The following is a 12,641-nucleotide window of genomic DNA, read 5'->3' as shown; positions in this document are numbered from 1 at the left end:
GCGGCGGCCGCCCCTTGGTTCAACGAGTGTTCATCATGATTCCCAAATTCCGTCGCAACGCCATCGGCGCTGCCATTCTTTCGCTGGCTTCCTTCGCGGCCATGGCCCAGGCCCAGCCCCAACCGGTACCCCAGGCGCAGCCCGCCGAAGCGGCCGCGCCGGTCCTGCCGGAGATCGCCGTCACCGGCAATCCGCTGGGCGCGAGCGAACTGATCGCACCCACCACCACGCTGTCGGGCGACAGGCTCCTGATGCGCTCCGAATCGACGCTCGGCCAAACGCTCGACAACCTGCCCGGCGTGAGCAGCAGCTACTTCGGGCCCAATGCGAGCCGGCCGATCATCCGCGGCCTCGACGGCGACCGCATCCGCATCCTGCAGAACGGTGGCGGCGCGCCCGACGCCTCGTCGCTGAGCTACGACCATGCGGTGCCGATGGACGCGCTGGTCACCGAGCGCGTCGAGGTGCTGCGCGGCCCATCGGCGCTGCAGTACGGCGGCAGCGCGGTGGGCGGCGTGGTCAACGTGATCGACAACCGCATTCCGAGCGAGCCGATCAACGGCTTCGGCGGCCGTGCCGACCTGGGCTTTTCCACCGGCAGCAAGGAGAAGAACGGCGGCGTGGTGCTCGAAGGCGGCAACGACCGCTTCGCGCTGCACGTCGATGCGTTCAACCGCGACTCCAAGGATGTCTCCGTGCCCATCGACCTGGAATGCAGCAAGCCCGGACGGCCCTGGCTCGCGCGCAAGATCTGCAATTCGGCCAACGAGGCGCACGGCGGCGCGGTGGGCGGCACGCTGTTCTTCGACCAGGGCTGGATCGGGGCCTCGGCCAGCACCTACCGCAGCACCTACGGCACCGTGGCCGAGGACGACGTGACCATCGGCATGAAGTCCGACCGCCAGGCGATCGAGGGCGAGTGGCGCCCGGGCGGCTTCATCAGCAGCATCCACGCCAAGGCCAGCCACACCAACTACCGCCACACCGAGTACGAAGGCGGCGAGGCCGGCACCACCTTCTCGAACCTGAGCAACGACCTGCGCATCGAGGCGCGCCACCAGAAGATCGGCAACTTCGAGGGCCTGGTCGGCTTCGCGAGCGAGAGCAACCGTTTTGCCGCGGACGGCGCGGAAGCCTTTGCGCCGCACAGCCGCACGCGCTCCAACGCGCTGTTCCTGTATGAGGAACTCGGCACCTCCTGGGGCCGACTGAGCTTTGGCGCGCGCACCGAGAAGGTCCGCGTCACCTCGCTCGGCTATCCGGACGACCCGACCGTGACGCGCTTTGCCATCGGCGAGCGCACCTTCAATCCGCACAGCGCGGCCGTGGGCGCGCTCGTCAATCTCACGCCGCAGTGGCAGCTCACCTCGAACCTGGCCTACACCGAGCGGGCACCGAAGGACTACGAGCTGCTCGCCAACGGCCCGCACGTGGCAACGGCGGCCTGGGAGGTCGGCAATCCGAACCTCGACAAGGAAAAATCGGTCGGCTTCGACGTCGGCGCGCAATGGAAGTCGGGCGCCAACACGGCCCGCGTCAACGCCTACGTCACGCGCTTTCGCAACTACATCGGCCTGACGGCATCGGGCCGCACGCTCGACGAAGAAGGCCAGGTGGTGACCGACCCCGAAGCCACCGACACGCTGGCCGAGTACCTCTACAGCGGCGTGCGCGCGCGCTTCACCGGCATCGAGGCGAGCGGCAACCTGCGCCTCCTGGGCACCGACGGCTTCGCGCGGCTGGCTGACGCCGCAACGCTCGACCTGGAATGGCGCGGCGACGTGGTGCGTGCCAAGAACCTCGACACCGGCGAGCCGCTGCCGCGCATTGCGCCCTTCCGCGCGGGCGCGACGCTGGCCTACGGCAACGGCCCCTGGAGCGCGCGCTTCGGTTTCGACTACAACGCGGCGCAGCGCCACGTGCCCAGCGTCGGCGCGCGCGAGACCGACGCCTACACGCTGTGGAATGCCTCGATCGCCTACCGCATGAAGGTGCAGCGGGCCAATCTCACCTGGTATGCGCGCGTCGACAACATCACGAACAAGCTGGCCTACAGCCCGACGTCGATCCTGACGACGACGGTGTACCCGAACGCGCCGCTGCCGGGGCGTTCGCTGAAGGTCGGGCTGCGCGTGACCTTCTGAACGAACCCGCCGGCGCTGCCTGCCGGCATGAGGCTATCCTCGGCGGGTGAATTCGTTCGTCATCTCTTCGCTGCTGCCGGTCGTCGTCCTAATCGCGGCAGGCTATCTGGCCGGCCGGCGCCGCTGGATCGGCGGCAGCGCCGTCAAGGACCTTTCCAACCTGATCTTCCTGCTGCTTGCGCCGGCGCTGCTTTTCCGCGCGATGAGCACGGTGCACGTGCAGGAGCTGAGCCTGAAGCCCGTGGCGGCGTATTTCATCGCCTCGGGCCTGCTGTTTGCGGGCACGCTGGCGCTGCGCGGCTTCAACCGCACGGCGGCCGTCATCGCGCTGGCCAACACCTACAGCAACACGGTGATGATCGGCATCGTGCTGGTCGGCCTGGCCTATGGCGAGCAGGGCATGGTGGTGCTGCTCACGCTGATCTCGCTGCATTCGCTGGTGCTATTGACCAGCGCCACCGTGGTGCTCGAGCTGGCCGTGGCGCGCGAGCATGCGCAGCGGGAAGGCCACGAGCAGCGCCCCATGGCGCGCACGGTGTTGCGCGCACTGCGCAACGCCATCATCCACCCGGTGCCGATGCCGATCATCGCCGGGCTGCTGTTTGCGCAGACCGGGCTCGCGATGCCCGAATTCCTCGACAAGCCGATCCTGCTGCTCGGCCAGGCTTTCGGTCCGGTGGCGCTGGTGATGGTGGGCATCACGCTCGCGCTGACGCCCGTCGGGCGGCACTGGCGCGAAGCGACGGGGCAGGCGCTGGTGAAGAACCTGCTGCATCCGCTGCTGGTGGCCGGCATCGGCTGGCTGCTGGGCGTGCGCGGCATACCGCTCACGGTGATGGTGGTGGCGGCGGCGCTGCCGATCGGCGCCAACGTCTTTCTCTTTTCGCAGCGCTACCGCACCTCGGAAGACCTGGTCACGGCCAGCGTCGCGGTGTCGACGGTGCTCGCGCTGGCGACGCTGACGCTGGTCATGACGCTGGTGCAGTGGCTGCCGTAACGCATCCGTTGCCGTGCCACCTGGACAGTAGTGCGCGCTCCCCGGGCTTCACAGCCCGAATAACACCGTTACAAGGGCAATGCCTGCCCCAAGCGCGAAGTGACCGACGACTCCCATGAGCACAATGAACCCGGCCAGATAGAGCAGGCGCCGCACGAGACCCGAGGCATGGGGCACGCACCGCCAGTAAATCAGGGCCGCCAGGAGAGCAAGCACAACTTCAATCGTGTGGGCCATAACGATTTCGGCCCGGACAGAGGGGAATGCTGCTCGCTTCAGCCACGACCCAACGATTCCCATCACCGGGATCGAAATGGCCCAGGCGGCCACAGCAAGCGCGAGACGCCAACCCGGCTTCATCGGATCGCCTCGCCCTTGAAGAAGTGAAGGGGCATCGGATTCTCCCAGCCTGGCACCTGATATCCCGCGACCCGAATAACGGGCACCGTACCCATCACGCTCCTGAGCAGCGCAGCGAGGTACGAACTGCTGTTGTACTCGCCGGGGTGCATTTGTCGCCACGCAGATTGATCGGGAAGCTGTAGGGCGACACGTAGCTGGCGAAATTCGTGGCCCGCTTCACTAACTCCTGGGCGAATGTCTCCGGGCTCATGCTGTGGGGCGGATCGAGCGGGATCTTCACGATCACGTCCGCTGGCAGTGCGTTGGCGTAGATGTTGGTCCGGATGCGCAACGCGTTCTGCAAGCCCACCTCGGCGTAAGTAGGCTGCCCATCGATGACCGTGATGCCGCTGTAAGCGTCGTCGATGACGAGAGAAAGGTGAAGGCTCGGGTCCGGTTTGCTCACGCGCCCGAGAGGAGCCGCAGCTATCCTCCCGTACAGCGTGAACGTGGGCGCTGAATGCTGCGCTCGACCGACCGAGATTCCGTCTGTAGTCATAAGCACTCCCTGCTTTTTTTAAGTTCGAAACCGATCGCCGCGCCATCATATCGGCTCGAAAAACACACCCTCCCTGGCCTTCAGCGGCATCGCGGAACACCTCGACGCAGCCCCGCAGGCTCGGCGTCCCGGCGCCTGGGCCGTGGTCGTCGCACCCAAGGTCTGCCCCTTCACGCGTCCGTCGGCACCCCTAGGCCATTCGGCAGGGTGGCCATTTGGCGAGATGGCGGGCGGCGCCTCTCGCTCTACATTTGCCCGCTGATGAAATACCCGCCGCGGTCTTCGCCGTTTTCCGCCATGGCGCCGATTGCGATGGTGATCGCGCTGTGCGCCATGCCGGCGGCCGCCGATACGAAGCCGTGCCGGACGCCCTGCCTTTCAGCCGCCGTGCCGCGCGAACCGGCGCCGGCCGGGCCGCCCGCGGCCAGCTCGGTGGAGCCCAAGCCGGCGCCCGCGCCGGCTTCGAAGCCGAGCGCCAGGCCCAAGCCGCAGGCGGTGGCCGTGGTCGCGCCGCCGCCGACAGCGGAGGTGGAGAAAGCCCCGGCCCCGAAGAGGCCGCCGCCCTCCAGGCGCTGCAGCGAAATCAACATGCGCGCAGCGGTGGGGGAGCCGCTGTCGGACGAGGACATGAAGATCTTGAGGAGCCAATGCTGATGACGAAGACCATCCACCCGATCCGCACGGCGCTGCGCGCGCTTGCGCTGTCGTGCGCCGCGCTGCTTTGCGCCGCTTGCGCGCACCGGCCGGCGCCGGGCAATGCCATGCCTTTCGATCAGGCCGTCAACCAGGCCGTGGACGACCTGATCGTGCAGACGCAGAAGCTGCCGGCCTTCCTGGCCAAGGTGGAGTCGTCGATCAAGCAGAGCCGCATCGTGATCGACCCGCTGCTCGAAGGCGCGAGCGGCCAGCAGACCGAGGTCACGCGCGTGGCGGAGCAGCGCATCGTGCAGCGCATGCAGTCGCAGTTCAAGCAGTTCACCGTCACGCCCTTCAACAACACCGAGATCGAGCGCGCGCAGTACGTGCTCAACGGCACGCTGGTGCGCGACAAGGACTCGGCCGACGGCCGCTACCGGCTGAACCTGGCGCTGACCGAGATCAAGAGCGGCGTAGTCATCGCGCAATCGGTGGCGCGCATCAGCGATGCAACGCTCGACACGCGGCCCACGGCCTTCTTCCGCGACAGCCCGGTGAATGGCAAGGACCGCGGCGTGGAAGGCTACATCCGCACTGCCGAAACGCAGCCGGGACAAGCCGCCGATGCGCTCTACCTGGAGCGCCTTCCCACGTCGACCGTGCTGCAGGAAGCCACCGCCGCCTACGAGGCCGGCCGCATGAGCGAGGCGCTCAGCCGCTACGAGGCCGCTTCGCGCCGGCCCGACGGCCAGCAGCTGCGCATCTACAGCGGCCTGTATCTCACGCAGGCCCAGCTCGGCCGGACGGCCGACGCGGAGAAGACCTTCGGCACCCTGGCGCGGCTCGGGTTGGAAACCAACAACCTGAGCGTGAAGTTCCTGTTCAAGCCCGGTTCGACCGATTTCCTGGCCGACCCGAAGATCAGCGCCGCCTATCCGATGTGGCTGCGGCAGATCGCGCGCCAGGCGGCGCAGATCGACGCCTGCGTGGTGGTCACCGGCCACACGAGCCGCACCGGTTCGGAGTCGGTCAACGAGCGCCTGTCGCTGCAGCGCGCGCTCAGCGTGAAGACCCGGCTGGTGGGCGAGGCGCCGCCGCTGTCGAAGAAGCTGCGCGAGTCCGGCATGGGATTCCGCGAGAACATCGTGGGCACGGGCGCCGACGATGCGAGCGATGCGCTCGACCGCCGCGTCGAGTTCAAGGTTGCGCCCTGCGAGGCTTGACCCACCCCCGTAGCTGCTCACTTCGTGTAGCCGCCTCCCCCTCAAGGGGGCAACACCAACGGCCCGGCAAAGCCGGTTCCGCGGTGTTCCGCGAAAAAGACGGGGAAGCTCAGGCTCAGGGGGCCAGGCGTTCGCGCACCCAGTTGCTGCCTTCGAGCCGGTAGCGCAGCCGGTCGTGCAGGCGGCTCTTGCGGCCCTGCCAGAATTCCCAGCGGTCCGGCACGAGCCGGTAGCCGCCCCAGTGCGGCGGGCGCGGCGGCGAGAGCAGGTGCTTGGCGGCGGCCACGGCCGCGTTCTTGACCAGTACGTCGCGGCCGCTGATCACTTCGCTCTGCGGGCTGGCCCAGGCGCCGATGCGCGAATCGAGCGGGCGGCTCGCAAAGTAGGCGTCGCTTTCCTCCGCGCTCGCCTTTTCCACGCGGCCCTCGATGCGCACCACGCGTTCGAGCTCGACCCAGTGGAACTGCAAGGCTGCGTACGGATTGCCCGAGAGTTCGCGGCCCTTGCGGCTTTCGTAGTTGGTGTACCAGACGATGCCGCGCGCGTCATAGCCCTTGATGAGCACGATGCGGCTCGAAGGCCGCAGGTCGCCGCCCACGGTGCACAGCGTCATCGCGTTGGGCTCGGGCACCTGCGCATCGATGGCTTCGCCGAGCCAGCGCTCGAACTGCCTGAGTGGATCGTCGGCGCTGTGCGTCTCGCCGAGCTCGGCGCGCTCGTAGCTCTTGCGCAGTGCGGCCAGCGCTTCGCTGGTGGGAGGGGAAGAGGAAGAACTCATGTCGGCATTGTTGCGCATGCGCCGCCGCCGCAAGGCACCCCGGGGCATTCCGCGCACATACTCGGCGCATGGCGACAAAGGCGAATTCTCCGTGCGTGATCGTGCTGGCCTCGGGCCGCGGCGAGCGCTTCATCGCGGCCGGCGGCACGGGCCCCAAGCTGCAGGCGCCGCTGGCGGGCAAGCCGCTGCTCGAGCGCACGCTGGATGCGGTGCGCGCGAGCGGCCTGCCATGGCGGCTCGAAGACGCCGGCCATCCGGGCATGGGCGACTCGATTGCCGCCGCGGTGCGCGCCACGCCGGACGCCGCCGGCTGGCTCATTCTCCCGGGCGACCTGCCGCTGGTGCGCCCCGAGACGCTGCGGGCCGTGGCCGGCGCGCTGGCCGGCCGGGTGCGCGCTGTGCAGCCGCAATACAGGGGCGAGCGCGGCCATCCGGTGGGCTTTTCGGCCGGCTGCGGCGCGCAGCTGGCGGCGCTGAAGGGGCCGCTGGGCGCAGTCTCCATCCTGAAGGCGATGCGTGCCATCGATGCGGTGGCCGACCTCGCGGTGGACGACGTCGGCATCGTGACCGACATCGATACGCCCGAGGCCCTGGCCGCTGCCGAGGCGCTCTGGCTGGCGCGCTTCCCGGGCCAGCCCTAGCCGCTCAGCGCCGCGCGATCACTGCGCAGGCGGTGCGCGGGCCGGAGTTGCCGGCCGGCTGGGTGGTGAAATCGTCGCGGTCGCGGTGCACCACGAGCGCGCGGCCCACCACGTTGTTGGCGGCGCCTTCGGTCAGCGAGATCGTGTGAACGTCGACGCTGAAGCGCGCCACGCCGCTGCCGTCGGCCACCAGGCTCGGCATTTCGCCGGCATGGCTGCCCGGCGCGCTGAACTTGCCGTGTGTGCCGCCCGTGGGATTGAAGTGGCCGCCCGAGGCGTTGCCGTTGTCGCCGCAGTCGCCCTTTTCGTGGATGTGGAAACCGTGCTCGCTGCCCGGCGCCAGGCCGCGCACCTCGCCGGCCACGCGCACGCCATGGTCCAGCGCGGTGAAGATCACCGTGCCCCGCGTGGGGTTGGGCGAGATCGCGGCCGTGGGCATCAGTTCGGCGGCCGCGCTCGGCTTGCCGCCCATCATGCTGCCGCAGGCCGAAAGCAGGGCGCTGGCGAGAAGGGCGGTGCCGGTGGCGACGAAAAGACGATGGTTCATGGTTTTTCCTTGGACGGTCCGGAGGATTGTTGGGGAAGGGGGGAAGAAGGAGATTTGTCCGGAGACCCTGGAACATATACCGGAGGCTGCGGCATCCCGCAATCGGCCGCCGCCCCGGCCTGCGCCTGCCGCTCCTGCGCGAGGGCGACCAGCCGCGCCAGCGCCGCATCGTGGATCGAGTGGCGGCGCAGCTCCAGCAAGGTCTGGCGCGCATAGTCGAGCGAGCTGCCGTAGCGGCCGACGGCATGCGTGAAGATGTGGCGGTAGCGCTCGTCGCTGAGCTCGCCGGTGAAGTTGGGGCTGCGCCTGGACAGCGTGAAGGCCAGGGCGCGCACCGGGCCTTCGGGCGTGTTGCACTTGAGCCACCGGGGGTCGTACACGCCGGTGGGCATTTCGCGCAGCCAGAGCCTGCGCAGCGTGTCGAGCCCGTGGGCCGACGGCACGCGGAACACCATGCCGCGGCAACTGCCGCCCGACAGCAGGCCGAAGACGAGGCCGGGCGTCTGGACGCTGCCGCGGTTGATGCGGCTCCACATCTTGAGCGCGCGATGCCAGCCGTGCACCCAGGCCGGCCGGCGCTCCACGAAATCGAAGTCGGGCCGCCAGATCAGCGACCCATAGCCGAAGAGCCACAAGTCGTCGCGCCCGCCCCAGTCGGCAATGGCCTGTTCGAGCATCGGCTGCGGGTCGCGCAGCGGCCTGGGCATGGGGTCCAGGCCCGGCGGTCCGGGATCGGGTGCGGGGCCCGAGGGGGCGCCGCCTACAATTTCGCGATCATGGTTCACCGCACCATTATTTACCGGCCCCTTTCTTCTTACGGAGTACGACCCCTCATGAGCGACGACGACAGCCAGCAAAACTTCATCCTCGGATTTCTCCTGGCATTGATTGCGCTGGTGATTTTCTTCGTGCTGGGCATCGTGCTCTGGCACAAGAGCCATGGGCCGGCAACGGGCGGCATGCCCGCCGTCGCGGTGGCCGCGGTGTCTGCAAGGCCGGCGACCACCACCACGGTGGCTGAAGTGACCGAGACGGTGACGGTCGTCATTCCCGACGGAGCCAGCATCCGCGTGGCCGACGGCGTGGTGAACTTCTACTTCGCCAGCGGCAGCGCCGACCTGGCGCCCGGCGCGGCCGAGGCGCTGGCCGCCGTCATCAAGGGCGTGGAAGGCGGGCGCAAGGCCGTGGTCTCGGGCTTCCATGACACCACGGGCGACGCGGCCATCAACGAGCAGCTCGCGAAGAAACGCGCCGAAACAGTCCGTGACGTGCTGGTGGGCCTGGGGGTGCCGGCCGACAAGGTCGACCTGCAGCGACCTGCCATCACCGCCGGCTCGGGCAACGACGCCCAGGCGCGGCGCGTGGAAGTCAAGCTGGTCGACTGAGCCAGCAGCGGGGCGGCAGGAAAGGGCCGTGGGGGCCCGCCAATCCGTATTGCCGGAGTGCGGATTTCCATCGGCCTCGGTCGCAGGGTCTTGGTACCATTGACTTCCACGTCGAAGGTCGCAAAAGCGACAGTGGCCAGATGCCGGCAGCACGACCGAAACCATCCCCATGAGCACACATCCCACCGTCCTTGACGTTACCGATCGCATTCGCGAGCGCAGCCGGGGGCCGCGCAGCGCTTACCTCCAGCGGCTCGCGGAAATCCGCAACCGCGACAGGGGCTCCGACCGCATGGGCTGCGCCAACGTCGCGCACGCCGTGGCCGGCATTCCGGCCAACGACAAGTTCAAGGTGGTGACGGAGCGGGCGCCCAACATCGGCATCGTCACTGCCTACAACGACATGCTTTCGGCCCATGCGCCGTACCAGGGCTACCCCGACATCATCAAGCAGGAGGCGCGCAGCCTCGGCGCCACCGCGCAGGTGGCCGGCGGCGTGCCCGCCATGTGCGACGGCGTGACCCAGGGCACGCCCGGCATGGAGCTGAGCCTGTTCAGCCGCGACGTGATCGCCATGGGCACCGCGATCGCGCTCACGCACGACATGTTCGACGGCGCGCTGCTGCTGGGCGTGTGCGACAAGATCGTGCCGGGCCTTTTGATCGGCGCGCTGCATTTCGGGCACCTGCCCACCGTGTTCGTGCCCGCCGGCCCCATGCCCTCGGGCCTGTCGAACGGCGAGAAATCGAAGGTGCGCGAGCAGGCGGCGCAAGGCTTGGTCGGCCGGCAGGGCCTGCTCGACGCAGAGATGGCGGCCTACCACACCATGGGCACCTGCACCTTCTACGGCACGGCCAACAGCAACCAGATGCTGCTCGAGGCCATGGGCCTGCACGTGCCGGGCACCGCCTTCATCCAGCCCGGCGACGCCATGCGCGAGACGCTCACGCGCGAGGCCGTCCGCACGGTGCTCGGCCGCGCGGGCGAGGCGAAATTCAGTTGCCCTCCGATCGGGGAAATGGTCGATGAGCGCTGCATCGTCAACGCCATGGTGGCGCTGCTGGCCACCGGCGGCTCCACCAACCACCTGATCCACTGGGTGGCCGTGGCGCGCTCGGCCGGCATCGTGATCGACTGGGACGACTTCTCCCGGCTCTCCGACGTGATCCCGCTGCTGACGCGCGTCTATCCCAACGGCAGCGCCGACGTGAACGCCTTCCAGGCCGCAGGCGGCCCGGGCTTCGTGATCGGCGAGCTGCTCGATGCCGGCCTGATGCACGCCGACGTGCTCACGGTGCGTGCCGGCGGCATCCGCGAGTTCGCGAACATCCCGTCCCTGGCGGACGACAAGCGCCTGGTCTGGACCTCTGCCGCGCCTTCCAGGGATGAAGCCGTCGCGCGGCCCGTGGAGAATCCCTTCAGCGCCACCGGCGGCCTCAAGCTGCTCAACGGCAACCTGGGGCGCAGCGTGATCAAGGTGTCCTCGGTGCCCGACGACCGCCACGTGATCGAGGCGCCGGCGCGCGTCTTCGATTCGCAGGCCGCGCTGCACCAGGCCTTCACCGCCGGCGAGCTCGAGCGCGACGTGGTCTGCGTGGTGCGCTGGCAGGGGCCGCAGGCCAACGGCATGCCCGAGCTGCACAAGCTCACGCCGCCGCTGTCGGTGCTGCAGGGCAAGGGCTTTCGCGTGGCGCTGGTCACCGACGGCCGCATGAGCGGCGCCTCGGGCAAGGTTCCGGCGGCCATCCATGTTTCTCCGGAAGCCGCCGCGGGCGGCCCGCTCGCCAAGGTGCGCGACGGCGACGTCGTGCGCCTGGATGCCGTGGCGGGCACACTGGCGGTGCTGGTGCCCGACGACGAATGGGCCGAACGCGAGATCGCCAAGCTGCCCGAGGCCAAGCGCATCGCCGACGGCCATGGCCTGGGCCGCGAGCTGTTCGCGGGCATGCGCCGCAATGCGCTGACGGCGGAAGAGGGCGCATGCTCGTGGCTGTGAACATTGGAGCAATGAAATGACAGACAAACTCACCGCACTCGAGGTCATGCGCGATGCACCGGTCATTCCGGTGATCGTGCTGCACGACGTGAAACATGCCATTCCGCTGGCGCGCGCGCTGGTGGCCGGCGGCATCCGCATGCTCGAGGTCACCTTGCGCACGCCGCAGGCGCTCGAATGCATCGAGGCCATCGCCAGGGACGTGCCCGAGGCCGTGGCCGGCGCGGGCACCATCCGCAGCGCGGCCGATGCGCAGGCCTCGGCGCTGGCCGGCGCGAAGTTCGGCGTGAGCCCGGGCTATACGCGCGCGGTCGGCAAGGCCTGCCACGATCTCGGCCTGCCGCTTTTGCCCGGCGTGGCCACCGGCAGCGAGATCATGACGGCGCAGGAAGACGGCTACACCGAACTCAAGTTCTTTCCCGCGCTGCAGGCGGGCGGCATTCCCATGCTGAAGGCGTGGCAGGGCCCGTTCGGCGACGTGACCTTCTGCCCGACCGGCGGCATCCATGCGGACAACGCGGCCGAGTTCCTGGCGCTCTCGAACGTGGCCTGCGTGGGCGGCTCGTGGATCGTGCCGGCCGATGCCATCCGCAGCGGCGACTGGGCGCGCATCGAACAGCTCGCACGCGCGGCGAGCCAACTCGCACGCTGATCCGGCCATGCGTGCGGATTTCGACGCCAGTGACCTGAAGGTCATTGCCTTCGACGTTTTCGGCACCGTGGTCGATTGGCACAGCGGCATCGCCGCCGAGGCCGAGCGCGCATTGCCGGGCGTCGATGGCGCTGCCTTTGCGCTCGCCTGGCGTGCGGGCTACCAGCCCGCCATGAGATCCGTGATGGAGCGCATCGCGGCGGGCGAGGGCGGCTTCACGCTGCTCGACGAGCTGCACCTGAGCATGCTCGAACAGGTGCTGCACGACTTCAGCCTGGCCGACCGGCTCGATACCGCCGCCAAGCGCGACCTGAGCCGCGCCTGGCACCGCCTGCCTGCGTGGCCCGATGCGGTGGAGGGGCTCACGCGCCTCAAGAAGAAATTCACCATCTGCACGCTCTCCAACGGCAACATCGGCCTGCTGACCGAAATGGCCAAGCGCGCAGGCCTGCCCTGGGACTGCGTGCTGTCGGCCGAAGTGTTCAAGGCCTACAAGCCCGACCCGCGCACCTACCTTGGCGTGGCGGGCGTGTTCGACGCGACGCCGGGGCAGGTCATGCTCGCGGCGGCGCACCACGACGACCTGGCGGCAGCGCGCACCTGCGGCCTCAAGACCGCCTACATCGAGCGGCCCCATGAATTCGGCCGCGCCCAGCCGAAGGACGTTTCGCCGAACCCGGACAACAACCTGCACGCGCGCGACATCAGGCAGCTGGCCGACCTGCTGGGCTGCTGAACCAT

The 12,641-nt window shown here is 68.9% G+C and carries 14 protein-coding genes; 8 read left to right on the top strand and 6 right to left on the bottom strand.

Translation table 11 applies throughout. The features are described 5' to 3' along the window. Positions 1-35 precede the first annotated feature (35 nt). Together ACAM54_RS18190 and ACAM54_RS18185 are read left to right on the top strand one after the other, a co-directional pair. Positions 36-2,144: a TonB-dependent receptor gene (locus ACAM54_RS18190; RefSeq protein ID WP_369648474.1), complete on the top strand. Its 2,109-nt coding sequence runs from the start codon at positions 36-38 to the stop codon at positions 2,142-2,144. Between the two features lie 46 nt (positions 2,145-2,190). Beyond that, a complete protein-coding gene (locus ACAM54_RS18185) occupies positions 2,191-3,141 on the top strand; it encodes an AEC family transporter (RefSeq protein ID WP_369648473.1) in 951 nt (316 codons plus the stop codon). Between the two features lie 48 nt (positions 3,142-3,189). Here ACAM54_RS18185 and ACAM54_RS18180 read toward each other — a convergent pair whose 3' ends face one another. The 3 genes from ACAM54_RS18180 to ACAM54_RS18170 all read right to left on the bottom strand — a co-directional run bounded on the left by ACAM54_RS18180 (position 3,190) and on the right by ACAM54_RS18170 (position 4,671). Continuing rightward, a complete protein-coding gene (locus tag ACAM54_RS18180; protein WP_209536040.1) occupies positions 3,190-3,501 on the bottom strand; it encodes a hypothetical protein in 312 nt (103 codons plus the stop codon). A gap of 94 nt (positions 3,502-3,595) precedes the next feature. Beyond that, positions 3,596-3,949, bottom strand: coding sequence for a hypothetical protein (locus ACAM54_RS18175; protein WP_209536038.1), 354 nt, complete (start codon positions 3,947-3,949; stop codon positions 3,596-3,598). 338 nt (positions 3,950-4,287) lie between these two features. Beyond that, on the bottom strand, positions 4,288-4,671 hold the full coding sequence (locus tag ACAM54_RS18170; RefSeq protein ID WP_145746086.1) for a hypothetical protein: 384 nt from the start codon (positions 4,669-4,671) through the stop codon (positions 4,288-4,290). A gap of 18 nt (positions 4,672-4,689) precedes the next feature. Here ACAM54_RS18170 and ACAM54_RS18165 point away from each other — a divergent pair, with 18 nt between their 5' ends. After that, complete coding sequence (locus ACAM54_RS18165; protein ID WP_369648472.1) at positions 4,690-5,901, top strand: OmpA family protein; 1,212 nt, start codon at positions 4,690-4,692, stop codon at positions 5,899-5,901. A 115-nt stretch (positions 5,902-6,016) separates the two neighbouring features. Here ACAM54_RS18165 and pdxH read toward each other — a convergent pair whose 3' ends face one another. Next, on the bottom strand, positions 6,017-6,697 hold the full coding sequence (pdxH, locus tag ACAM54_RS18160; RefSeq protein WP_145746088.1) for a pyridoxamine 5'-phosphate oxidase: 681 nt from the start codon (positions 6,695-6,697) through the stop codon (positions 6,017-6,019). A 50-nt stretch (positions 6,698-6,747) separates the two neighbouring features. On the opposite strand from pdxH, the gene ACAM54_RS18155 reads away from it, so the two are divergent. Further along, positions 6,748-7,320 carry a nucleotidyltransferase family protein gene (locus ACAM54_RS18155; RefSeq protein ID WP_209536036.1) on the top strand — a complete coding sequence of 191 codons (573 nt, stop codon included), beginning with the start codon at positions 6,748-6,750 and terminating at the stop codon, positions 7,318-7,320. Between the two features lie 4 nt (positions 7,321-7,324). Here the strand turns inward: ACAM54_RS18155 and ACAM54_RS18150 are convergent, their stop codons facing one another. Both ACAM54_RS18150 and ACAM54_RS18145 read right to left on the bottom strand, forming a co-directional pair. Beyond that, positions 7,325-7,867 (bottom strand): superoxide dismutase family protein, encoded by a 543-nt coding sequence (locus tag ACAM54_RS18150; RefSeq protein WP_209536034.1) that lies wholly within the window; start codon positions 7,865-7,867, stop codon positions 7,325-7,327. Then, positions 7,864-8,574 carry a gamma-glutamylcyclotransferase gene (locus ACAM54_RS18145; RefSeq protein WP_369648471.1) on the bottom strand — a complete coding sequence of 237 codons (711 nt, stop codon included), beginning with the start codon at positions 8,572-8,574 and terminating at the stop codon, positions 7,864-7,866. Before ACAM54_RS18145 ends, ACAM54_RS18150 begins: the two co-directional genes overlap by 4 nt. Before the next feature lie 126 nt (positions 8,575-8,700). Between ACAM54_RS18145 and ACAM54_RS18140 the strand changes: the two genes are divergently transcribed. The 4 genes from ACAM54_RS18140 (at position 8,701) to ACAM54_RS18125 (ending at position 12,636) form a co-directional block, all read left to right on the top strand. Then, positions 8,701-9,252 carry an OmpA family protein gene (locus tag ACAM54_RS18140; RefSeq protein ID WP_369648470.1) on the top strand — a complete coding sequence of 184 codons (552 nt, stop codon included), beginning with the start codon at positions 8,701-8,703 and terminating at the stop codon, positions 9,250-9,252. 169 nt (positions 9,253-9,421) lie between these two features. Then, complete coding sequence (edd, locus tag ACAM54_RS18135) at positions 9,422-11,248, top strand: phosphogluconate dehydratase (RefSeq protein WP_369648469.1); 1,827 nt, start codon at positions 9,422-9,424, stop codon at positions 11,246-11,248. Between the two features lie 16 nt (positions 11,249-11,264). After that, entirely contained in the window at positions 11,265-11,900 is a 636-nt protein-coding gene (eda, locus tag ACAM54_RS18130; protein ID WP_145746094.1) for a bifunctional 4-hydroxy-2-oxoglutarate aldolase/2-dehydro-3-deoxy-phosphogluconate aldolase, read from the top strand. Positions 11,901-11,907: 7 nt separating this feature from the next. After that, positions 11,908-12,636: a haloacid dehalogenase type II gene (locus ACAM54_RS18125; protein WP_145746095.1), complete on the top strand. Its 729-nt coding sequence runs from the start codon at positions 11,908-11,910 to the stop codon at positions 12,634-12,636. Positions 12,637-12,641 lie beyond the last annotated feature (5 nt).

This window comes from Variovorax sp. V93 (genome assembly GCF_041154485.1).
Lineage (GTDB): Bacteria > Pseudomonadota > Gammaproteobacteria > Burkholderiales > Burkholderiaceae_C > Variovorax > Variovorax beijingensis_A.
Note: the sequence above shows the minus strand (reverse complement) of the source record. Positions and strands in the feature narration are given on the sequence as shown.

Coding starts and splice junctions, on each gene's coding strand:
- edd (WP_369648469.1), top strand. CDS start 9,422: ATGAGCACACATCCCACCGTCCTTGACGTTACCGATCGCATTCGCGAG.
- ACAM54_RS18170 (WP_145746086.1), bottom strand. CDS start 4,671: ATGTCCTCGTCCGACAGCGGCTCCCCCACCGCTGCGCGCATGTTGATT.
- pdxH (WP_145746088.1), bottom strand. CDS start 6,697: ATGCGCAACAATGCCGACATGAGTTCTTCCTCTTCCCCTCCCACCAGC.
- ACAM54_RS18125 (WP_145746095.1), top strand. CDS start 11,908: ATGCGTGCGGATTTCGACGCCAGTGACCTGAAGGTCATTGCCTTCGAC.
- ACAM54_RS18145 (WP_369648471.1), bottom strand. CDS start 8,574: ATGCCCAGGCCGCTGCGCGACCCGCAGCCGATGCTCGAACAGGCCATT.
- ACAM54_RS18165 (WP_369648472.1), top strand. CDS start 4,690: ATGCTGATGACGAAGACCATCCACCCGATCCGCACGGCGCTGCGCGCG.
- ACAM54_RS18190 (WP_369648474.1), top strand. CDS start 36: ATGATTCCCAAATTCCGTCGCAACGCCATCGGCGCTGCCATTCTTTCG.
- ACAM54_RS18140 (WP_369648470.1), top strand. CDS start 8,701: ATGAGCGACGACGACAGCCAGCAAAACTTCATCCTCGGATTTCTCCTG.
- ACAM54_RS18155 (WP_209536036.1), top strand. CDS start 6,748: ATGGCGACAAAGGCGAATTCTCCGTGCGTGATCGTGCTGGCCTCGGGC.
- eda (WP_145746094.1), top strand. CDS start 11,265: ATGACAGACAAACTCACCGCACTCGAGGTCATGCGCGATGCACCGGTC.
- ACAM54_RS18150 (WP_209536034.1), bottom strand. CDS start 7,867: ATGAACCATCGTCTTTTCGTCGCCACCGGCACCGCCCTTCTCGCCAGC.
- ACAM54_RS18180 (WP_209536040.1), bottom strand. CDS start 3,501: ATGAAGCCGGGTTGGCGTCTCGCGCTTGCTGTGGCCGCCTGGGCCATT.